We start from the raw sequence: 22,392 nt of genomic DNA on the forward strand, positions 1-22,392 counted from the left end.
ATGAATACAAGTATTTCAGGCTTTAATAAAAGCACGGCATTTTATCGAAAGGTAGACAAATCTAAAATTCCCACTTGTAATATCCTCGGTGTGGAAATAGCTGCAATAAGTATGGAGTGGTTACTGGATTATCTTTCAGCAAATGTAAAAAGTGAAATCGGCAACCGGCTAGCAGGTGATTATATCTGTGTTTCAAATGTTCACACAACTGTAACTTCTTATGAAGATAAGTCATATTGTGACATTCAAAATGGTGGACTAATGGCTATTCCGGATGGCGGACCACTTAGTACAGTGGGGCGAAAACGTGGACATAAAAATATGGGGAGAATCACTGGGCCTAGTTTAATGAGTGAATTATTTAAAGTTTCTGTTGAAAATGGTTACCGTCATTTTTTTTACGGATCCACTGAAGAAACACTAGGGAAACTTTATAAACAATTGACTTTTTTATATCCTGGGATTGAAATTGCTGGAATGTATAGTCCCCCGTTTCGCCCGTTGACTTCAGATGAGGATAAGGGGATTATAAAACGAATAAATGGAGCAAAACCAGATTTTGTATGGGTGGGACTTGGTGCGCCCAAACAGGAAAGGTGGATGGCAGAACACCAAGGAATAGTGGATGGTTTAATGCTAGGGGTTGGTGCAGGATTTGATTACTTTGCTGGTAATTTAGATAGAGCACCCCAGTGGATGCAGAAAAGTAATTTAGAGTGGGTTTATCGGTTGATTCAAGAGCCGAAGAGACTGTTTAAGCGATATCTGCATACCAATACAAAATTCATTTGGTTCGCAATGATAAGAGGTAAATGATTACTGTAGAAGTGATAATAAAATTAAAAGGCCTCATGTTATTTTTCCAAGAGTGCTGTTTCATTGGAGTGGTAATACTTGTAATGATTACATGAGAAATGGACTGTGGTATGCAGTTTCTAATGGGAATTATCGGTAGTGAGATTAATACGTTTTCCATCATATTAATTCTTAATAAATTATATAGAAACCTTGTAATTATGAGAACTCATAATTACATTTGTTTTATGGCGTTTTGTGGAGAAGGACAAAGATGTTTTAATTAGGTTGTTTGTAATAAAGAAAGATTACAGGATAAATATAAAATTCTTGTTCAAAGCTAAGTGATTAGGAGAATTCAATTATCTCATGCTCCCTAGATATTTACCAAAATAGTATTTTTGTTTGGAAAAGGAATGGAATATAATGGGAATCGTAAGGAAACTAAAGTTATTAAGATGTAAGTTACTTTTAGCAAAGCATAAAAATATTTCAATAGGTGAGAACTCTACATTTGGTCGTGGGACGGTGTTCTATGCCCCAAATAAGATGATGATAGGAAGTAACGTTTACATAGGAAAATATTGTTCATTTGAAACAGATATCGAAATTGCTGATGATGTTTTGTTCGGGAATAATGTGGGGCTTATTGGTAAATATGATCATGATTATAGCTATATCGGGAAAAGCATCAAGGACAGTCCTTGGATAGGCGATAAAGACTATAACTTTAAAGGTGAAAATCTAAAAATTGTGATTGAAAAGGATGTTTGGATTGGATATGGAGCGATTATTGTCAGTGGGGTTCGCGTGGGAAGGGGAGCTATTGTTGCTGCAGGTAGTGTAGTTTTGAGAGACGTGGAACCATATTCAATTGTCGGAGGAAACCCTGCTAAAGTTATCTCAAAACGGTTTACTCAAGATCAAATTGAAAAGCATGAAGAGATTTACAATAAAAATTACTATCGAGGGTAGTTTTATAGGTGAGTGGTGAGGGTATGAAATTAGGATTACTTATTACGAGTATTGGAAACTTTGGAGAAAAGGGTTTTTACAATGCCCAGGAGATAGGATTAGCAAAAGAATTGGATAAATTATTTGATGAGGTTATCGTCTATAAGTTGATTCCTAAAACTGAGGAGTTCCTATCCGAAAAGGTGGTCGGTTGTAATCACACAACTTTAAATTTGATACCGGCCAATTACTTAGGTATTAATGGATTTATGGATTTAAATAAACTTGATACAAGTATTGATGCATTAGTCTACTTCTCTGACACACAGCTTATGGTTCCTAAGGTATACAAGTGGTGCAAGAAGAATGGTGTCAGATTGATTCCCTATATTGGTGTCATTGAGAGCCACAGTGATAACAACCTCAAGAAAGTTCTTATCGATATAATGTTCAAGCGGAATGTTTCAGTTTATAAGAAATGTACATGTATGGTAAAGACTCCGCAGGTTGGGATGGAGTTAAAAGAACATGGAGTTATAAATTGTAAAGTTGCTCCGGTTGGCCTAGATTTAAGTATATTGCATACTGAATACGTTGAAGCGCCAGTTATAGAGTTAAAAACAAAATGGGGCTTTGAAGCCTCTGACAAAGTATTGCTATTTATAGGCCGTCTTGTCCCAGAGAAGCAGCCGCTTAAGCTTATTGAGATATTTGAACAAATACACAAGAAGAATCCCGCTTATAAACTCCTTATCGTTGGAACTGGAGTTCTTCATGAAGAAATCGAGAATAAAGTCCAAGAAAAAAATTTAAGTGCGTTTGTTAAAATGATAGATAAAATCCCGAATGTTGATATTTGGGAATTGTATAGAATTTCAAAAGCATTTATTAACTTGAATCAGCAGGAAATATTCGGAATGGCAATACTAGAGGCTATGTATTATGAATGTAAAGTTGTAGCATGGGAGGCCCCTGGTCCAAATTTTATTATAGAAAATAGTGTTAGCGGAGTAATATGTAAGTCTAACATTGATGTTGTTAATGCGACCCTAAAGCAGGACAATAAGATGGTGAAAGAAGCACATAGGAGAATTCTAGATAATTTTACTTGGAAAACTACGGCTAATGTAATAAAAGAGTTAGTAAAAGAAACTAGATAATTATACCATTATTTGTAGGTTAGGTCCTCTGAAGTGAACAGCAGATATGAATTATTTAATAAAGTATACGGATTTTTCAAAGGTATAATTATATTCAATAAAAATTGAAGTGAGTGGTAAATATGAATAATAATTGTACGAAGTTAGGTGATAAAGTTTCAGAAAAGGGGGGGCAGTTTGTGAATATTGTTGCGCTTATGTCTTGTTTTAATCGAAAGGATAAAACTGAACAGTGTATAAAAGATTTAGTAAATGGAAATAAAAATATCAATTTTACTTTTGTTGTTGTAGATGATAACAGCAACGACGGAACAGACAAGATGTTAAAGGATTTTTCAAAAGTACATGATGTTAGGGTTATACGAACGGAAGGAGACTGTTATTATTCGGGTGGAATGAGGATAGGTATGCAGTATATCCTAGACAACTTAAATAAGGATTACGATGGGTTGTTGCTTGTAAATGATGATGTACAATTTTTTGATAACTGTATAGAAAAAATGTATAGAGATTTGGTGAAAAATAAGAATCGGGTTATTGTTGGAACTACATGTGATAAAAACAGAGCCCTTACTTATGGGGCTATAAAGTACCGTAAAAGTATTAAATATAAAACCTTAGAAATCAGTGAATCACATATACAGGCTAATACATTCAATGCTAATTGCGTCCTAATGGATTTTAATGTTTTATATGATGTTGGTATATATGATAAAGTATATATACATTCATTGGGTGACTTTGACTACGGGATGATGTTATCAAAGGCTGGATATGAAATTTCTTCTACCAACGAATACATTGGAATTTGTGAGAAAAATAGTACTAATAATACATGGTTGGATATGAGTTTATCTAAGGTAACAAGATTAAAATTAAAAGAAAGTCCCAAAGGTGCACCGCTAAAACCGTGGTTTCATTATCTTTATAAACATTTTGGATTGAGTATTGCAATTAGAGGAGCCGTGACACCATATATAAGGATTATTTTCAGTAAAGAAAGGATATAATAGATGAATAGGATATTCCATTATTTGGTGTTGTATTCTGTTATACTTGTTAGTGGTGGTCTTATCTATGCGGTTCATAAGGATATAATAATAATTACTTTATTAGTGTTTTGCTTTTTAGTAATTTTATTGGGAAAAGTTCGTATTGATAGGCGTTTTTTTTATTTATTTGCGTTGGTTTCGATGTTGCTATTATTCACAAGTATATATACGAACGGTTCATTATCCATTCAAACGGTGTTTAATTATCTTCTTCGTTTTCTCTTGGCTTATGTGGCATATAAGTGGGATAAGGAAAGAGCATATGAACGGGTTATTAAGTTGATATTGTGTCTATCTATTTTTAGTTTGATAGGCTTCTTATTTACTGGAATACTTGGTGTAAAATTACCAGGTTTTCTTTTCTTTTCATCTCAAGAGTACCCTGCGTATCATTTTAACATTTTCTATGCTTATGCCGAAAACTATCATTCTGGTAGAAACATAGGGATTTTTAATGAACCTGGTGTATATCAAACAATCTTGAATTTCGCCCTAATGATTATGTTCTTTAGACCACCAATGTCAATGATTAATATTAGATCTAAGGTAATAGTAGTACTGGTTGTAACTATTATTTCTACATTTTCAACTACAGGTTACATTAATATGGCCGTAATAATATTGTTCTATGTTTTAACAAATAGAAAAAAAGATACTGCATCAAAAAGATTAAAAATTATAAGCATAATTTCATCTATAGCTTTTATTTTTTATATTAATTTTGCTTCAGAATCTAGTTCAATATTTCATACTATCATTTCTAAGATTTCAGAGGATGGGCAGATAAATTTTGGTGCTTCAACAGGGCTTGCAAGAATTGAATCAATGAAGGCAGATACTAAAATTGCATTACTTCATCCATTTGGATTAGGATATACTGAATATTCAAGAGTTTGGAAATCATTTGTAGAGGTTAATATTATCGATACAAGTTCTGTTTCAGGGATAACCATAGCAATGGCTACCATCGGAATCCATACAACATTATTAATATATGGTTATGTAGCGATATCATTTTTAAATAATAATAAAAATCCATTTGAATTTATCGTATTTGTCTTTGTTTTGATTTTTAATGGGTTATCACAGCCAGGATTAATTTTCCCATTGTATATTATGTATGCAATTTCCAGAAAAAGTACTGGTGATATGCGTATTAAAAGGCCACAAACAAATAAAGGAACTATTGAGGTATATTAATAAAATAAGTAAGTGGTTTGATGATGTTATTTATTAAATAAAGGTGTTAAATTTAACGCATAGTTATCTTTATATCGAAATATTAATTTTAACATGTGAAACATTATGAACTTCCTTTAATTTTTGGTTATGTAAAATTGTTACTTATAAGAATTCATATTGTTTTTTGTTTATTGACCAAAAGCGATGATGTATATAAAAATAAAAAATTAATGGAAGAGATATTTGGTAAATTGTTATTAATAGAGAGGGTAAATTATGATTATAATAAAATATTGTGGTGGGTTAGGGAATCAAATGTATCAGTATGCATTGCAATCAGTTTTACAGGAGGTATATCCGGAACAAGATTTCAAAGCTGATATTTTTCACTATAATTTACTAAAAGAGCATAATGGATTTGAGTTATGCAATGAATTTGAAATAAGTCTTAAAGTTGCAGATAAAGATGAAATAAAAAAAGTTTCTTGTGGATTCGTCCCAGGGAATAGTTACCAGATGCTACCATATAAGTTGCGTTATTTTATTGCTCATAAGCAAAATTATATTCGTCAAATTAATGGCCTTTTTAGAAAGAAAGTAAAACAGTGTAGAATCAGTGGCTATGGACATAATGTTTACAATGATGTTGTATTTCATTTAAATAAAGAGCGTCATTATTATCTTGATGGACTATGGCAAAATATTAATTATTTCAAAGATTACGAAAGTCTAGTAAAAAGGTCATTTAAATTTAAAAGAAAATTATTGGGGGATGATCAGATACTAGGCAAACATATAAATGATTTAGAATCTGTTAGTGTTCATGTTAGAAGAGGAGATTTCGCTAACTCTAAATTTGATATTTGTGGAAAAACTTATTATAAAGCCGCTTTCGATGCTATAAATAAACTATATGATAATCCCCATTTCTTCTTTTTCTCAGATGATGTTGAGTTTGTTAGAGAGCATTTTTCTGATATTGATAATAAAACAATAGTAACTCACTCCAAGGCTGATGGTGTTTTGGATATGCAACTAATGAGTATGTGTAAATGTAATATTATAGCAAATAGTACTTTTTCTTTTTGGAGTGCATTTTTAAACAACAATGAAAAAAAGGTTGTAATAGCGCCCGCATTTTCTCTAAAAGATGAAATTGGATGTTATGAATTCTCTTTACCAGCTGATTGGATTCGTATTAATCCTTTTAACGGAGAGTTGGTGAAAAATTGTTATTAATCACGAGTTGCATTAATCCAAATAAAGATGTTCCCTACTTATCGATTAAAAGCTCTTCTGAAAGATTTCAGCAATATTGTACTACAGTTGAATGGGCTATTAAGTCTACCAACTTTTCCAAGATTGTCTTTGTAGACAATAGCAATTTTGATACTACAGTATTTCAAAAATACGTTGAATTAGCAACTAAGTATGAGAAGCGACTAGAAATTTTATCTTTTCAAGGTAATGTTGCGCAAGTAGTACAAAAAGGTAAAGGATATGGAGAAGGAGAAATGATTGAATATGCATTAGAAAATAGTTCACTTTTAGCAGACTCAAATTACTTTTATAAAATCACAGGAAGACTAATTGTGGAGAATATTTCTGAAATTGAACAGACGGTAAAAGAAGATAACTATTTAACTGGATGCTTTTACCTCAATTATCCCTATACTAATATGATTGACACCAGATTTTACCTGATAAATAAGGAGTTATATAAAAACATTTTATTAAACGAGTACTATCATGTAGATGATTCTAATTGGTTTGCTTTAGAACATATTTATTATAAAGAATTAAAGAAAAATAAAATTAAATATAGTAGTTTTAAAGTTTATCCTCGAATCAGTGGCCAAAGTGGAAGTAGCGGAAAAACATATAATAAGCGTAAAATATTTTATTTCTATGATATTCTTTGTAAACTTGGGGTATTTAATTATGAATCGATTATATATATATTAGATATTCCTAGAAAGATAAGACAAAAAATTCATCGATTAAAAGAGGGATAAATAGTAAAAATATGGATAAAAAACAATTAATACGTCAAGAGAGCATGGTACTTAATTATATTTATAATCTTTTATATCAAGTTCTTGCATTAATTGTCCCTTTAATAACTACGCCTTACGTGGCGAGGGTTTTGCAGGCTGATGGAGTAGGTGAATATAGCTATGGGATATCTATCACAACTTATTTTTTGATGTTTGGAAATTTAGGTATAGCAACATATGGTCAAATGAAAATTGCTTCAGTTAGAAACGATGACCAACTCCGAAGTAAAATATTTTGGGAAATTCTTATTGCAAGAAGTATTACTATGGCTTTAATGTTTGGTGTTTATCTCGGATATGCTTTGCTGATTAGTATCAACGAAGAATTAATGATTGCTTTATCACTCACCATATTTGCTGGTTTGTTTGATATCACTTGGTTCCTACAAGGACTGGAAAAGTTTAAGACAATTATGATTAGGAATTTTGTTATTAAGATAGCTAGTGTAATTTTAATTTTTACTTTTGTTAATAATAAAGATGATTTAATTATTTACGCATTAATTATTCAAGGCTCTACCTTACTAGGGAACTTGTCCATTATAAATTCAGCAAGAAATTACCTAATAAAAACAAAACTAAGCGATTTTAAAATCATACCACATTTAAAATCAAGTATGATATTTTTTATACCTTCGGTAGCTACATCGGTTTATACGGTTCTAGATAAAATCATGTTGGGGGGAATAACTAACTCCTCATTAGAAAATGGATATTATGATCAATCTCTAAAGATCGTTCAAATTGCTATCACAATTGTTACATCAGTAAGTACAGTAACTTTGCCTAGAATGACATTTCTTTATATTAATCAAGATACGAATGCAATGAAAAGCATATTAAAAAATTCAATTCAATTTTTACTTTTTATTTCTATACCAATTACTATGGGTTTAATATTACTATCAAATAAAATTATTCCTTGGTTCTTGGGGAGTGGGTACGATAAAAGCATAGTATTATTACAACTATTAAGCTTTCTAATTATTTCAATGGGTTTAAATAACACTATTGGAAAACAGTGTCTTATGGCAAATGGAAAGATAAAAATGTACAACATTAGTATAATTTGTGGAGCATTAATTAATGTTGTTTTAAATATATATTTGATACCAACATTAGCTTCAATTGGAGCAGCTACAAGTGCTGTTATTACAGAAACATTTATTTTGGTACTTTTTATTTGTTTTAGCCGAGAGTGGATATCAATAAAAGATATTGTCAAATATTCTAGAAAATATATTTTAGCAAGTTTACTAATGGGAGCTTTTTTGGTTTTATTTGGGAATAGTTTACCAAATACATTTATAAATATATTTGTCTTAATTGTATTAGGGGCAACTATATATTTTACTATTTTACTCTTAACAAAAGAGGAATTTGTAGTAAATATAATTAGAAAGGCAAAGTATCAAAAAAATTAAGTTAATAATTACTGTTAAGTTAATAGTAATAGTGTAGGCTATGATAGTTAATAAGCCTATTTAGAACCTAGTAAGGATTATTATAAGGAGATAAAGAATGTTAAAACTATTACTGCACATACTAATATCTTTCCCTAAAACGCTCTATTTTAATTTTATTTGTTTTCCTTTTTGTACAGCAATACGATTACCCGTACTAATTTCCTATCGTGTTTATCTTAAAAATTTACATCGTGGATGTATAGTTATTGAGGGAAATCCTAAATTTGGATTTATGAAATTTGGGTTCGGAAATGGGTCTTTTAATATGTCTAAAAAATCTAGTAGTTATTTAAATATAGGCAAAGAAGGAGCTATAGTATTAAAAGGAAGCATCAGCATTTCAAATGGTAGTATTATAAACGTTTCAAAAGGAAGAATAATTTTTGGCGAAAATTTTATTAGTAATGCCAACCTAAAGATTAGTTGTGAAAAAGGAATATCATTTGGGAAAAATGTTCTCATAGGGTGGAACTGCACTTTTATTGATGGAGATGGGCATAATATATTGGATAATTATGGGTCAAAAATAAATCACTCAGAAGAGATAAATATTGGTAATAACGTTTGGTTCTGTGCTGAAGCAACTATCTTCAAAGGGACTGTAATACCTGATAATTCTGTAGTTTCATACGGATCTAATATATATAATAAATTTAGCGACAATAATTGCATAATTGGGGGGAATCCAGCAAAAGTTCTTAAGAGAAATATTAATTGGGAAATTTAAAGTTCACTGTAATTGTCTTCTTGTATTGCAAAATCGTAATTACTTATCAGTAATTCGAATATGCCTAAATACATGTTGAATGTAAATGTAAAGATTTTTGTATTTTTTGTTATGAAATATGAGTTCCTTTTAACAACCTAAATAAAAATTATCTTGGGAGGAATAAATGAAGATTTTACATGTATTAAATTCCCTATTACCATCTGGTGCTGAAACAATGCTTAAAACTTCGGCCGAGTATTGGGGAGTAGATTTAGAAAAACATATCTTAGCGACGAGTTCAGATATTGGACCTTATGCCATCGAATTAGAAAATGCAGGATATATAATTCACCATATAAGTGCAAATAATTCTTTCAAACAACACTATAAAGTTATGAAGTTTATTAAAAATGGAAAGTTTGATATAGTACATGTGCATACTGAAGGACAAGCTTTATATTATGAATTAGATGCTAAATTAGGTAGTGCAAAGAAAGTTATTCGGACTGTTCATAATGTATTTTCCTTTAACGGACTTTTACGAATTAGACGTACTATTACTCGTTTTTTAGGGAGAATTATAGGTGTAAAGCATATTGCTATTAGTCAAAGTGTATATGAAAATGAAAAAAAAATGTTTTATAATACATGCAATGCAATAGTGAACAATTGGTATGATGAAACTATTTTCAACTTTACATCTGAAGAAACGAAAAGAGAAGCTAGAGCAAAGCTAGGTATCTCACTTGATGAATTTTGTATAGTAAGTGTAGGTAACTGTAATATCGTAAAAAATCATATGTCAATTTTGAGGGCACTTGTCGAATTAAAAAAGAGAAATCATAAATTTGTGTATTTACACGTAGGAAAGGGTGCGCTAGAAGGTGAAGAAAAAGAATTCACCTTGAAAAATGATTTACAAGAAAATGTGCGATTTATTGGCTTTGAGAATCCTTTAACATATTTACGTGCAGCGGATTTATACATTATGCCCTCGTTATACGAAGGAGTGGGTATTGCAGCTTTAGAGGCAATAGGAACTGGAATTCCAGTCCTCCTAACAAATGTTGCGGGCTTGAAGGATTTTAAAGAACATGCTTTTGATAATGTAGTATATTGTGAGTTGGATAATGATAGTATCAAAAATGGGATTTTAGATTGTATTGATTCCTTTAAAAAAGAGAAATATACCAATAGTAGTAAACAAGTGGAAGAGGTCCAAAAGATTTATGGGATAAAACAAGGAGTAAAGGGTTATTTGAAATTTTATAAATAGATCAGAGCTTAATAATGTTAAGTAGATATATGGATTTCAGTAAAAATATCAAAAATATATAGGAATGAATAGTTGGAGCCAAATGGGTTCCTTTTTTATTTCCAGTAAAGGGGAGAGAGTACTTTGAAATTAGTATTGTTATCTGGTGGTTCTGGTAAACGTCTTTGGCCATTATCCAACGATACACGTTCTAAGCAATTTTTAAAGGTTTTAGAGAATGAAGAAGGTCTTCGCCAATCGATGGTACAACGTGTTTGGAGCCAGCTTGAGGCCGTTAGTTTAGCTGAATCTGCAGTCATCGCTACATCGAAGACACAGACCGAAATTATGTATAGTCAATTAGGGACAGATATCCCATTAATTATAGAACCGGAGAGAAGAGATACATTTCCGGCGATTGCTCTTGCCGGTTCCTTTTTATTTTCTGAACAGGATGCGAGTCTTGATGAAACAGTTATTGTATTGCCTGTCGATCCCTATGTAGAGGATCGTTTTTTTGATAGGGTGAGGGATTTAGAGAGGGTATTGGTGGAGTCTGGTGCAGATTTAGCGCTTATGGGGGTAAAGCCGACATATCCTTCTTCTAAGTATGGTTATATTGTTCCAAACCTACAGGAAAGCAATGATGAATATGTCTCTGTTGCAAGATTTACGGAAAAGCCAAGTGAGGAGCAAGCGGTTGGTTTAATTGAGCAGCATGCCCTTTGGAATTGTGGTGTGTTTGCTTTTAAATTAGGTTATCTAATTAAAATCCTAGAGGAACAAAATGCCCCAATTACATATGAGGCATTATCTAAGCAATATCAAGTACTTCCTAAAATCAGCTTTGATTATGAGGTTGTCGAGAAGGCAAGGCGCATTGTCGCACTTCCATATGAGGGATATTGGAAGGATTTAGGTACATGGAATACATTAACAGAAGAAATGGCAACAGAGCAAATTGGTAAGGGGATCGTTTGTGAGAAGTCTGAAAATACGCATCTTGTAAATGAATTGGAAATTCCGGTTACAGTAATTGGCCTTTCTAATGTTGTAGTTGCCGCAAGCCCAGATGGTATTCTGGTAGCTGATAAAGCAGCTAGCCCGAAGGTAAAGGATTTAATTGGGGGCTTTGAGCAGCCGCCAATGTATCAAGAACGTATTTGGGGTTGGTCAAAGGTTCTTGATTATGCCAAGTATCAAAATGAAGAGATGGTTACAAGACGAATTTGCATTCAAAAAGGTAAGAATTCAACATACCATTACCATAATGTGCGTAATGAAGTGTGGACGATTGTCCGGGGTGAGGGCGAGTTAATTCTTGATGATAATATTCGCCGTGTGAAGGCTGGAGATATTATTCATATTCCTGCTGGAAGAAGGCATGCGATTCGTGGTATTACGGAGCTTGAGTTTATTGAAGTACAAACAGGTCGAGAAGTAATTGAGACAGACTTTGTTCGTCTGTATTGGAACTGGGAAGAGATTCTGCAGCATTATTACAACTCACAAGCACAAGTAATCCTGTAATTGGTGGGATCAGGTATGGGAATAATCGCTTTTTATGTTTCTGAGTATGGCTATGGGCATGCAGCACGGTCCATTGCTCTCATTAGGGAGATTCTTCGAATGACAGATGATATGCAAATCATTGTCTGTCATTCGTTTGCTTTACCTTTTATGAAGGATTCTCTCAAGATTTATGAGGAAAGAGTACTTTTTCATGAGATAGAGACGGATATTGGTTATGTACTGAATCAGCATTCTTTGTTGCTGGATTGGCAGGCTTTAGAGAAGCAGTATGGGCACTATGTAAGAGAGTTACCGTATATAGTAGAGTTGGAAGTTGCGTTTTTGAAGGAGTTTCAGGTTGCATGTATTATATCTGATATTTCCCCGATTGCTTTTGAAGTGGGAGAGAGATTGGCTGTTCCATCTATAGGTATTTCTAATTTTACATGGTATACAGCTTATCAAGATGTAGTACCTAGAGATTTACTTGATCATTTCTTTCGTCTATATGAAAAGATGGACCATTTTTATTCATTAGCTGGAAGCAAAGAGCAATGGGGTAAAGGGAAGAGTAAGGAGTTTGGGTTTTATAGTAGGCAAGCTGAGCCCCTAGAGGTTGAAAGAATCCGCAGTGAATTAAATCCTAACAGGGATAAACAAATTACTTTTGTGCCAATTGGTATGCGAATCGATATTGGAGATATTAGCAATTGGAAGCTGTGGAACAACGAAGCATGCCGTTTTGTTGTCTCTAGTAATATGGATGTGAATCATCCAAATGTTGTTAAGATTCCTAGAGAATATACGGAGTCACAAAATTATGTGGCAGCTTCAGATATTGTTATTTCAAAAGCTGGTTGGGGAACAGTGAGTGAAGCTGTTGTACATGGCAAGAAGCTATTTATCATCGATCGGCAAGGAATGAGAGAGGATCAAAATACGATTGAATTTTTGCGAAAGCATAACCTATGTGAATTGATTACATGGGAGCGGCTACAGAATCTTACTATCCCTATACATCATAGTAATGAAGCAAGGATATTGTATGTGAATGAGGTAACAAATATTGCTTCCCATATCCTCATGTCTGTTTAGACAAGGAACATCAAATAGAAAGAAGGAAAAATAGATGCAATCACCAGTCTTTTTGCAGCCTGTACTGCAGGAGCGCATTTGGGGCGGAAAGGAACTTGAAGCTTTCGGATATGAATTGCCGTCAAAGTCTACAGGGGAATGCTGGGGGATTTCTGCACATCCTAATGGGCAGAGTATAATCCGAAGTGGAAAGTATAAGGGTAAAACGTTAGAGGAACTTTGGCAGAATAATAGGGAACTATTCGGTAACCATCAATCTGATAAATTTCCACTTCTTACAAAGATTCTGGATGCAAATCAAGATTTATCTGTTCAAGTTCACCCAAATGATGCATATGCAAATGAGTATGAGAACGGTGAGCTTGGGAAGACAGAGTGCTGGTATATTATTGACTGTAAAGAGGGAGCGGAAATGATTTACGGTCATCATGCTAGAACGAAGGAAGAGTTTGTAGGGATGGTACAAAAGGGAAGGTGGGATGAGTTATTGCGTCGCGTGGCAATTAAGCCAGGTGACTTTTTTTATGTCCCGAGCGGCACGATTCATGCCCTTTGTGAGGGAACGCTTGTTCTTGAGACGCAGCAAAGTTCCGATACAACCTATCGTGTTTATGATTATGAACGTATTGATGCAAATGGCAAGAAACGGGAGTTGCATTTAGATAAGGCAATAGAAGTATCCACAGTGCCACATCAGGATGTGAGGTTAGAGTTTGAACAGGTAACTCTAAATGGTGCTATCATTACAAAGTTTGTAGAGGACACATACTTTTCGGTATATAAATGGGACATCGAGCAGGAAGCCTCCCTTTCTCAAGATAAGTGTTTCCAACTTGTCAGCGTAATTAATGGTGAAGGAACACTTGTAACCCTGGATGGTATAGTATCTATTCAAAAGGGCGACCATTTTATCTTGCCAAGTGGGATGGGGGACTTCACAATTCATGGTCAAGTCACATGCATTGTTTCATATCCACAGTTATATCCTGTGCAACAAGAAGTTACTGATAGGCTTATAGTAACTGTATAAATATTACCACTACATGAATTATCTGCTTAATAGGTAAATGGCCAAATTATAAGCTATATATTGCAGTCGCTATAGGGGTTATTCCAAATTGGCTTACACGATTTGGAATAGGGATCTGTACTGCACAGGTGTCTATGTATAATTTTTCAAGAGGAGATGTTCAATAGTGAAAGGTATTATCCTGGCAGGCGGAAGTGGTACAAGACTTTATCCATTAACACAAGCTACTTCTAAGCAAATGCTCCCGGTCTACGATAAACCAATGATTTATTATCCTTTGTCCGTTCTTATGTTAGCAGGCATTCGGGATATCTTAATTATATCAACACCACAAGATACGCCACGTTTTGAAGAGTTACTGGGAGATGGAACTCGTTTTGGTATTCATTTAGAATATGCGGTACAGCCCTCACCTGATGGTTTAGCACAAGCGTTTCTCATTGGAGAAGAGTTTATCGAGGATGATTCGGTAGCTTTAATTCTTGGAGATAACTTATTCTACGGGCATGGGCTTACACAACTTTTACGAAATGCCGTAGATAGGTCCCATGGTGCTACAGTATTCGGGTACTACGTGAATGATCCAGAACGTTTTGGGATTGTTGAATTTGATGAAAATGGGAGGGCAGTATCCGTTGAGGAAAAGCCAGCAGAGCCAAAGTCCAATTATGCAGTAACGGGCCTTTATTTCTATGATAACAGAGTGGTCGAAATGGCTAAACGTATTAAACCCTCTGCACGTGGAGAATTAGAAATTACAGATGTAAATAGGATGTATTTAGAATTAGGTGAATTACATGTAGAGTTGTTGGGACGTGGTTTTTCTTGGTTAGACTCTGGTACACATGAATCCCTTTTAGAGGCTTCTCAGTTTATTGAAACAATTGAAAAAAGACAAAGTCTAAAGGTAGCTTGTCTAGAGGAGATTGCATTTAATAAGGGATATATTACTCGGGAACATCTCCTTGAACTGGCGGAGCCGTTGAAAAAGAATCAATATGGGCAGTACCTAATAAGGTTAGCCGATCAAAGTAAAAAACCATTTTATGTATAAATAAAGATCAGAGGATAGGATTGAATGACAGATAAATCGAAATTATCAGACCTTATCCTCTAATATAATTCCTATGGATATAAATTTTAACTTCTAGGAGGCATAATAAATGAAAGTATTAATAACAGGTGGCGCTGGGTTTATCGGCAGTAACTTTGTGCGCCATATGGTAAATAAATATCCTGAGTATCATATCATAAACCTGGATTTGCTCACATATGCAGGAAACCTTGAAAACTTAAGGGACATTGAAACTACATCCAACTATACATTCGTAAAAGGCGATATCGCTGATCGTGAATTCATAAATAATTTATTTACTGAGCAAAAATTTGATTCTGTATTAAATTTCGCAGCTGAATCTCACGTGGACCGCAGCATTACAAACCCTGATATTTTCGTGCAAACGAATATTCAAGGCACACAAGCATTGCTAGATGCAGCAAAAAACTTTGGTGTGAAGAAATATTTACAGGTTTCTACAGATGAGGTATACGGTACGCTTGGAGAAACAGGTTACTTCACAGAGGAAACACCGCTAGCAGCGAATAGCCCATACAGCGCAAGTAAAGCTGGTGCGGACCTTTTGGTGCGCGCTTATCATGAAACATTCGGCTTGCCGGTCAACATCACGCGTTGCTCTAACAACTATGGACCATTCCACTTCCCTGAGAAGCTTATTCCATTGATGATTATTAATGCATTAAATGATAAACCACTTCCTGTGTATGGAGATGGATTAAACGTACGTGACTGGCTGCACGTAGAAGATCATTGCCAAGCGATCGATCTTGTTCTTCATAATGGCCGCAACGGTGAAGTGTACAACATTGGCGGAAATAACGAGCGTACAAACATTGAGATTGTTAAAACAATCCTAGAGCATTTGGATAAACCTGAGTCTTTAATTAAATATGTAGCTGACCGTCCAGGGCATGACCGCCGTTATGCAATCGATGCAACAAAGCTTCGTACAGAGCTAGGCTGGCAGCCAAAATATACTTTTGATACAGGCATTGTGCAGACAATCAAGTGGTATCTAAAGAACAGAGACTGGTGGGAAAACATCATTTCTGGTGAGTATCAGGATTATTTTCAAAAGCAGTATGGAGAGAGATTTGAGGTATAGTACGAGGCACCTAGACTATATGTTTAGGTGCTGTTTTTATAATTTTATCTATTAATAAAACATTTGTTTTCATTCATGCAAATTGAGCCCTCCGTTTCCAGTTAGAACACATCTTGATATGGGGTAAGAGATGTGATGGATTCACTGCCTTTTCGAAATACCTTGGTGAGAAGATTTTCGAGCAAAATCATGCTTCTGGCTACTTTATATCAAGTCACCAATATTTCCTAGTTTTGAAATTCAGAATGGCTAATTTCGATGTAATTATAGTGGCTCAAAAACCCTGAATAGTAAAATAACGTTTGTTTAAAATTCTCAAATTCTTTGAAACTGCTCCGTCATCTGCTCTCCATTAACTGATAATTATGAAAAGATTTGTGTTCGTGTTAGCTAGGGAGTCATGTGGCAGGACTCTCACCTTTTATAAAATCCTTTAGCTGAAAACGATTGCTTTACAATATGCTATCCCAGTATTACACCAATCTTTCCTTTTGCATGAATGGAAATATCCACTTCAAGTACCTTTTCGAGAAGTCCTAGCATTGGTTCTGTCAAATTATCCTCCGATATGCTGATGCGTTTTTTTATATGCTAGCTCCAACTGCTGTAGTATTATGAATACTCGCCCCCTGTAAATGAACAAAAAATAACAGTCTCTCCTCTTCGTCTGTTTCTTTCACTGTTAACTCGATGTGTATGGGAAACCGCCTGTACAACTACTATATGGATTTCTTTGCATCTTTAATGTAGTGGACAAAATCCAGTTAATACAAATGCAATACAACTGTTTCTAGATAAATAGTCTATGGAATTGGGGGGAGATGTAACATGGAAAGAGGATTAAATCGGCGAAAAAAGTTTCAACGATATCGGCGTAAAAAACAAATCCAATTATCCTTTGTCATACTATGGGGATTGTTTCTAAGTGTAAATATCTTTACAGAGGATTTAGGGCAGTTCTTGATGTCCCGCTCCATACGTTTTAAGTGGGTCCCAAATCCGGATTTCTCATATTTTTTTAATCTATATGACCTGACAACAATTCATCATGGGTGGGTATGGGTAAAGCTCGGTCATTTTATTGGTTTTGCTATTCTGAATTTGTTACTTTATAGCTGGGTAAGAAGTCATAGAATTGCAATTACCATTGCTGTAGCTTTTGCAGTTTCAACAGAGCTGTTGCAGCTTTTTTTCGGAAGAGATGGCCGTTTATATGATATAATCGTCGATTCCTTAGGGGTTTTATTAGATTATTATCTTTTGAAGAAGCCTAGTTCATTTAAAAGCAGCATAGGGAGAGTTATAAGGTAGATATATGAGAAATAACAAGCGCCTAGATAAACTATTTAGGCGCCGTTTTTACGCTAATTTATGAACTAAATATTTATTTTAAAAAATAGTCGTAGGGTTTTTCCCATTCTTCCTCCGGTGTGCGCAAAGCAATAACCAGCCCTACTTCGGTTTTGGTTTGGCTTAATCCTAAGAATTTTTTCGCCCGCTCTACCTCTGATTCATTTGTTGATGTAATGCGGGAAGTAAGACGCTGGCTGTGATGCTTACGATTGATATGCATAAGGATGCGGCTGGAAGACATGTAAGCTAAATATTGTGAAAACCATTCTTTATCCTGAAAGTTAGAGAACCTAAAGACTTCAAGCAACTGTTCAGTTTCGTACTGTTCGTCTATTATACGACTTACAGTGTGGAGAGCAACTGTGTAGGAACCGTTGTGCTCACAAGACATGGCAAGAATGCCCCTGCGGTTATCCTTTAGGGGAACGATGCCATTTTCGATTGTTGGAAAGATGGCATACAGCTTTTCTGATACAAAGAACATCAATTGTGGCTTTCTCATTTGTATTTCCTCTCCTTTTTTTATATGAGTATATTTAAATACTCATAAGTTTGTCGTATGGCTTGGTAATACTTTAGGTGATTTGCTTAATATGATGATAGTCAGACCTTGTTAGTCGTTTCGGGAGATGTTTTGTAATTTGCATACACCTTCTTGTCTTTAAAAAATTCATGGCATGGATAAGTGGGAATCTGGAATGAGTTGTTTGATTGGGATATTTCTGTCAACTAGTGTTTATTATAGTGCAACGAAGTTTTTTGGTAAATAAAGGGGATTAAGGATATGCTACTAGGAATTTCTACGTTTCTAGGACAGATTTCCTTAAAATAGGGGCTAGAAAAACTAATTTTATAGAACTTTAAAATAATTTTTTGGGAGGACTATCATCATTTTGATTTCGATTTCGATATTTTCTCAAGAGGAAATAGAGCAAACACTAGAGAAAGTACCGCATATGAAATGTTGCTAAGTGATTATATGTCAATGATCATAGGTGTAAATAGTTTTAGTAGCATGAAGCAAACATTTGTTTAAAACTAGAACGATTATTGATAATGCCCTATAATTTGTCTCCTGATCTTATCTTTATTAATCACTAAAGATGTTTGACTGGTTTAGAACTCCATTGATACATAAATAGGGAAAATTTACAGAAATATAAAACTTATTGTTCCTGTTATACTATATAATGGAATCTAATGTGATGGGCAGAACATAAGCTGGGGGAGCAATTTTCAGGGCATGTTCTGCTTTTTAGATGCTTGTACATACTCTGTTTTTTACATGAAGTACTATTTGAATAGGGGAGAATTAGATTATGAATTGGAAACAAACATATGAACGTTGGGTTAAATTCCCTCAACTAGATCAAGAGATTAAACAATCATTAGAAACAGCTAGCCAAAATGAGAAGGAACTAGAGGATTGTTTTTATAAAAATTTAGAGTTCGGAACAGGCGGCATGCGCGGGGAAATCGGACCGGGCACAAACCGTATGAATATCTATACAGTACGTAAAGCATCTGAGGGACTAGCTCGTTTTATTGAATCGTATGGAGAAGCAGCAAAAAAGCGCGGTGTTGCGATTGCGTATGATTCCCGTCATAAGTCACCACTATTTGCGATGGAAGCAGCAAAAACCCTAGCAAGCCATGGTATTCAAACGTATGTATTCGAAGAGCTTCGCCCGACTCCGGAATTATCTTTTGCGGTACGTGAATTGAACGCATTCTCCGGTATTGTTATTACCGCAAGCCATAATCCACCTGAGTACAATGGATACAAAGTGTATGGAGAAGACGGCGGACAGCTTCCGCCAAAAGAAGCTGATATGGTCGTCGAGCGAGTAAATGAAGTGGAAAATGAGCTTGAGATTGCGGTGGAAACAGAAATTGCATTAAAGGAAAAAGGTCTTATCGTAATGATTGACGAAACGATGGATGAGAAATATGTGGAGCAGCTGAAAACAATTTCTGTAAACCCTGAGCTTGCGGAAGAAATGGGAGACAAGTTGAAAATTGTCTTTTCTCCGCTTCACGGAACAGCAAATAAACCGGTGCGTAAAGCGTTAGCAGCGCTTGGTTATACAAACGTAACGATTGTGAAGGAGCAAGAGTTGCCAGATGCAAACTTCTCTACAGTAAAGTCACCAAACCCGGAAGAGCATGAAGCATTCGAATTGGCAATCCAATACGGAAAAGAAATTGATGCTGATGTACTTGTGGCGACAGATCCAGATGCAGATCGTCTAGGTGTTGCGGTGAAGAATACAGAGGGTGAATACATCGTTTTAACTGGTAACCAAACAGGGGCGCTTATGTTGGAGTACTTATTGTCCCAGAAGAAAGCGAAGGGTGTATTACCTGAAAACGGCATTGTGTTAAAAACGATTGTAACGTCTGAGATTGGTCGTGAAATCGCGAAGGCTTACGGCTTGGATACAGTAGATACACTTACAGGATTTAAGTTTATTGGAGAGAAGATTAAAGAATATGAAACAACAGGGGAGTATGTCTTCCAATTTGGCTATGAAGAAAGCTACGGCTATTTGATCGGAGACTTTGTACGCGATAAGGATGCGGTACAAGCAACAATCTTCGCTATTGAAGTGGCTGCCTACTATAAGAAGAGGGGCATGACGTTATATGAGGGGTTGCTTGAGGTCTTTACAAAGTATGGGTTCTATCGTGAAGGATTAAAATCACTTACGTTAAAAGGGAAAGACGGTGCTGAGCAAATAGCGAATCTATTAGCTTCCTTCCGTGCGGAAACACCAACAGAATTTGCAGACTTGAAGGTTGTTACAGCAGAGGACTATAAAGCAAGTGTAAAAACAAATGTTACAGACGGTTCAACGGAGGACATTCACTTACCGAAGTCTAATGTGTTAAAGTACCATCTAGAGGATGGTTCTTGGGTATGCTTACGTCCATCTGGTACAGAGCCAAAGGTGAAGTTCTACTTTGGTGTGAAAGGGACAAGTGTAGAGGATAGTGGAGCAAAGTTAAATGAAATTTCCAATGCATTTATGGAGAAGGTAAACAATAGCCTGATGCAGCAGGCATAATTATGAGGGCAGGTATTTCTTAGGAAGCCTGCCCTTTATTTATTAATCAAACGTTTGTTTAGATTTTGGAATCACTATATTGTTGTGTCTATTCATCACTAAGGGAAATATTTAGGAATTCTGACAGCTTTCTTAAAAATGCTTAAGGGAATGTATAGATGTCTATTTGAAATTAGTACAGTACTAATTGTTTCACATCCTTAATTAAAGGGGGAAGAACAATGCTTTTTGGCGCAATAGAAGCAGGGGGCACAAAATTTGTATGTGGGATTGGCTCGGAACACGGAGAAATTCTTGAGAAGATTACCATTCCAACTACTACCCCTGATGAAACAATGGAAAGAGTTATAGGTTATTTCAAGGGGAAACATCTTGATGCGATAGGAATCGGTTCGTTTGGTCCTGTTGATTTACATAAAAGCAGTAGCACCTATGGCTATATAACTAGTACGCCTAAACCATATTGGAGCCAGTTTAACTTTCTAGGGGAAATTCAGAAGGAATTTCCTGTACCTATTGGTTTTGATACGGATGTAAACGCTGCCGCATTAGGGGAGATGGAGTGGGGAGCAGCAAAGGATGTAGATAGTTGTATGTATATGACGGTTGGAACAGGAATTGGGGTAGGAGCCGTTGTAAACGGGGAGCTTCTCCATGGTTTAACACATCCAGAAATGGGTCATATTTTTATTAAAAGGCATGAAGAAGATTCATTTGGAGGGAGCTGTCCCTATCACAAGGACTGTTTAGAGGGTATGGCATCGGGACCTGCTATTGAAAAAAGATGGGGAAAGAAGGGGCTAGAGCTTGCCGGAGTAACCAAGGTATGGGAACTGGAAGCCTATTATTTGGCACAAGCTGTTGCTAATTATATTTTAATTATTTCGCCGAAGAAGATTATTTTAGGGGGAGGTGTGATGAAACAGCAACACCTAATTTCTATGGTACGTGATAGAGTCGCTGGGTTATTAAATGGTTACCTTCAGCACGAAAGTATTACCTCAGGTCAAATTAAGGATTATATTGTATCACCTGGTTTAGGAGAAAATGCCGGGCTATGTGGAGCGTTGGCATTGGCTAAAAAAGGATGTTTCAGAGAGAGTATTATCTGATTAGTATGGGACGAGAGAACAGATATTTATGAGCTAAGATAGATGTAGAGGACAACGAAGCGAAGTTGAATAAAGTTTCCACTGCATTTATAGAGAAGATAAATAATATTTTAATGCAACAGGTGTAAGTATATGAAGCGGGCACCCCTAAGAGGAAAAATGCCTGCTTTTTATATGTATCAAATATGTGGATCACGTAAATCTTTATGATGGAAATCAGGAATGACATAGATGATGGGCAGCGGCTTAATAGAAATGGACATCAAAACTTCACATACGATTGGTAAGTTAGTGGCAAGTCATTCATTATATAACTTCTTAGCCTTTTTATTTAAAATATTAAAACAAAAGGGTTTACGTCATAATCTATGTCGAATTAATTATATACAAATAACCTCAAATGACTTCT

Annotated in this window: 18 protein-coding genes and 1 pseudogene; 18 read left to right on the plus strand and 1 reads right to left on the minus strand. The window is 35.0% G+C overall.

Annotated elements, in window-relative coordinates:
• From AAHB12_RS07540 to AAHB12_RS07615, 16 genes and pseudogenes are all read left to right on the plus strand, one after another.
• A complete protein-coding gene (locus AAHB12_RS07540) occupies window positions 1-816 on the plus strand; it encodes a WecB/TagA/CpsF family glycosyltransferase (protein WP_342044829.1) in 816 nt (271 codons plus the stop codon).
• 732 nt (window positions 817-1,548) lie between these two features.
• Window positions 1,549-1,725 (plus strand): annotated as a pseudogene (locus AAHB12_RS31680) (DapH/DapD/GlmU-related protein); the annotation flags it as partial.
• A 68-nt stretch (window positions 1,726-1,793) separates the two neighbouring features.
• Window positions 1,794-2,909: a glycosyltransferase gene (locus AAHB12_RS07550; RefSeq protein WP_342044831.1), complete on the plus strand. Its 1,116-nt coding sequence runs from the start codon at window positions 1,794-1,796 to the stop codon at window positions 2,907-2,909.
• 179 nt (window positions 2,910-3,088) lie between these two features.
• The gene (locus tag AAHB12_RS07555) at window positions 3,089-3,919 is read left to right on the plus strand and encodes a glycosyltransferase family 2 protein (protein WP_342044832.1); all 831 of its coding nucleotides are present in this window, start codon (window positions 3,089-3,091) and stop codon (window positions 3,917-3,919) included.
• 3 nt (window positions 3,920-3,922) lie between these two features.
• On the plus strand, window positions 3,923-5,161 hold the full coding sequence (locus AAHB12_RS07560) for a hypothetical protein (protein ID WP_342044833.1): 1,239 nt from the start codon (window positions 3,923-3,925) through the stop codon (window positions 5,159-5,161).
• A gap of 258 nt (window positions 5,162-5,419) precedes the next feature.
• Window positions 5,420-6,382, plus strand: a complete 963-nt coding sequence (locus AAHB12_RS07565) for an alpha-1,2-fucosyltransferase (protein ID WP_342044834.1) — start codon at window positions 5,420-5,422, stop codon at window positions 6,380-6,382.
• Entirely contained in the window at window positions 6,373-7,158 is a 786-nt protein-coding gene (locus AAHB12_RS07570; protein ID WP_342044835.1) for a hypothetical protein, read from the plus strand. The genes AAHB12_RS07565 and AAHB12_RS07570 overlap by 10 nt, the downstream gene beginning before the upstream one ends.
• Before the next feature lie 11 nt (window positions 7,159-7,169).
• On the plus strand, window positions 7,170-8,624 hold the full coding sequence (locus AAHB12_RS07575) for a flippase (protein WP_342044836.1): 1,455 nt from the start codon (window positions 7,170-7,172) through the stop codon (window positions 8,622-8,624).
• Between the two features lie 97 nt (window positions 8,625-8,721).
• On the plus strand, window positions 8,722-9,393 hold the full coding sequence (locus AAHB12_RS07580; RefSeq protein ID WP_342044837.1) for an acyltransferase: 672 nt from the start codon (window positions 8,722-8,724) through the stop codon (window positions 9,391-9,393).
• A 166-nt stretch (window positions 9,394-9,559) separates the two neighbouring features.
• Window positions 9,560-10,651 (plus strand): glycosyltransferase, encoded by a 1,092-nt coding sequence (locus AAHB12_RS07585; RefSeq protein ID WP_342044838.1) that lies wholly within the window; start codon window positions 9,560-9,562, stop codon window positions 10,649-10,651.
• Between the two features lie 123 nt (window positions 10,652-10,774).
• Window positions 10,775-12,160 (plus strand): sugar phosphate nucleotidyltransferase, encoded by a 1,386-nt coding sequence (locus tag AAHB12_RS07590; protein WP_342044839.1) that lies wholly within the window; start codon window positions 10,775-10,777, stop codon window positions 12,158-12,160.
• 15 nt (window positions 12,161-12,175) lie between these two features.
• On the plus strand, window positions 12,176-13,237 hold the full coding sequence (locus tag AAHB12_RS07595) for a glycosyltransferase (RefSeq protein WP_342044840.1): 1,062 nt from the start codon (window positions 12,176-12,178) through the stop codon (window positions 13,235-13,237).
• Window positions 13,238-13,271: 34 nt separating this feature from the next.
• Complete coding sequence (gene manA / locus AAHB12_RS07600; RefSeq protein ID WP_342044841.1) at window positions 13,272-14,267, plus strand: mannose-6-phosphate isomerase, class I; 996 nt, start codon at window positions 13,272-13,274, stop codon at window positions 14,265-14,267.
• 166 nt (window positions 14,268-14,433) lie between these two features.
• Complete coding sequence (rfbA, locus tag AAHB12_RS07605) at window positions 14,434-15,321, plus strand: glucose-1-phosphate thymidylyltransferase RfbA (RefSeq protein WP_342044842.1); 888 nt, start codon at window positions 14,434-14,436, stop codon at window positions 15,319-15,321.
• Window positions 15,322-15,430: 109 nt separating this feature from the next.
• Window positions 15,431-16,450 carry a dTDP-glucose 4,6-dehydratase gene (gene rfbB, locus AAHB12_RS07610; protein ID WP_342044843.1) on the plus strand — a complete coding sequence of 340 codons (1,020 nt, stop codon included), beginning with the start codon at window positions 15,431-15,433 and terminating at the stop codon, window positions 16,448-16,450.
• 828 nt (window positions 16,451-17,278) lie between these two features.
• Entirely contained in the window at window positions 17,279-17,761 is a 483-nt protein-coding gene (locus AAHB12_RS07615; protein WP_342044844.1) for a VanZ family protein, read from the plus strand.
• Between the two features lie 73 nt (window positions 17,762-17,834).
• On the opposite strand, the gene AAHB12_RS07620 is transcribed toward AAHB12_RS07615, so the two are convergent.
• Window positions 17,835-18,305, minus strand: coding sequence for a hypothetical protein (locus AAHB12_RS07620; RefSeq protein WP_342044845.1), 471 nt, complete (start codon window positions 18,303-18,305; stop codon window positions 17,835-17,837).
• Between the two features lie 817 nt (window positions 18,306-19,122).
• Between AAHB12_RS07620 and AAHB12_RS07625 the strand changes: the two genes are divergently transcribed.
• Window positions 19,123-20,871 carry a phospho-sugar mutase gene (locus AAHB12_RS07625; RefSeq protein WP_342044846.1) on the plus strand — a complete coding sequence of 583 codons (1,749 nt, stop codon included), beginning with the start codon at window positions 19,123-19,125 and terminating at the stop codon, window positions 20,869-20,871.
• Window positions 20,872-21,092: 221 nt separating this feature from the next.
• The gene (locus AAHB12_RS07630) at window positions 21,093-21,983 is read left to right on the plus strand and encodes an ROK family protein (RefSeq protein ID WP_342044847.1); all 891 of its coding nucleotides are present in this window, start codon (window positions 21,093-21,095) and stop codon (window positions 21,981-21,983) included.
• Window positions 21,984-22,392 lie beyond the last annotated feature (409 nt).

Source organism: Bacillus sp. OTU530 (genome assembly GCF_038440375.1).

Bases quoted from the DNA above. Each gene is read 5' to 3' on its own strand.
- AAHB12_RS07625 (WP_342044846.1), top strand. From the start codon at position 19,123: ATGAATTGGAAACAAACATATGAACGTTGGGTTAAATTCCCTCAACTA.
- AAHB12_RS07615 (WP_342044844.1), top strand. From the start codon at position 17,279: ATGGAAAGAGGATTAAATCGGCGAAAAAAGTTTCAACGATATCGGCGT.
- AAHB12_RS07540 (WP_342044829.1), top strand. From the start codon at position 1: ATGAATACAAGTATTTCAGGCTTTAATAAAAGCACGGCATTTTATCGA.
- AAHB12_RS07620 (WP_342044845.1), bottom strand. From the start codon at position 18,305: ATGAGAAAGCCACAATTGATGTTCTTTGTATCAGAAAAGCTGTATGCC.
- AAHB12_RS07585 (WP_342044838.1), top strand. From the start codon at position 9,560: ATGAAGATTTTACATGTATTAAATTCCCTATTACCATCTGGTGCTGAA.
- AAHB12_RS07575 (WP_342044836.1), top strand. From the start codon at position 7,170: ATGGATAAAAAACAATTAATACGTCAAGAGAGCATGGTACTTAATTAT.
- AAHB12_RS07565 (WP_342044834.1), top strand. From the start codon at position 5,420: ATGATTATAATAAAATATTGTGGTGGGTTAGGGAATCAAATGTATCAG.
- AAHB12_RS07580 (WP_342044837.1), top strand. From the start codon at position 8,722: ATGTTAAAACTATTACTGCACATACTAATATCTTTCCCTAAAACGCTC.
- AAHB12_RS07630 (WP_342044847.1), top strand. From the start codon at position 21,093: ATGCTTTTTGGCGCAATAGAAGCAGGGGGCACAAAATTTGTATGTGGG.
- AAHB12_RS07595 (WP_342044840.1), top strand. From the start codon at position 12,176: ATGGGAATAATCGCTTTTTATGTTTCTGAGTATGGCTATGGGCATGCA.
- rfbB (WP_342044843.1), top strand. From the start codon at position 15,431: ATGAAAGTATTAATAACAGGTGGCGCTGGGTTTATCGGCAGTAACTTT.
- AAHB12_RS07560 (WP_342044833.1), top strand. From the start codon at position 3,923: ATGAATAGGATATTCCATTATTTGGTGTTGTATTCTGTTATACTTGTT.
- AAHB12_RS07550 (WP_342044831.1), top strand. From the start codon at position 1,794: ATGAAATTAGGATTACTTATTACGAGTATTGGAAACTTTGGAGAAAAG.
- manA (WP_342044841.1), top strand. From the start codon at position 13,272: ATGCAATCACCAGTCTTTTTGCAGCCTGTACTGCAGGAGCGCATTTGG.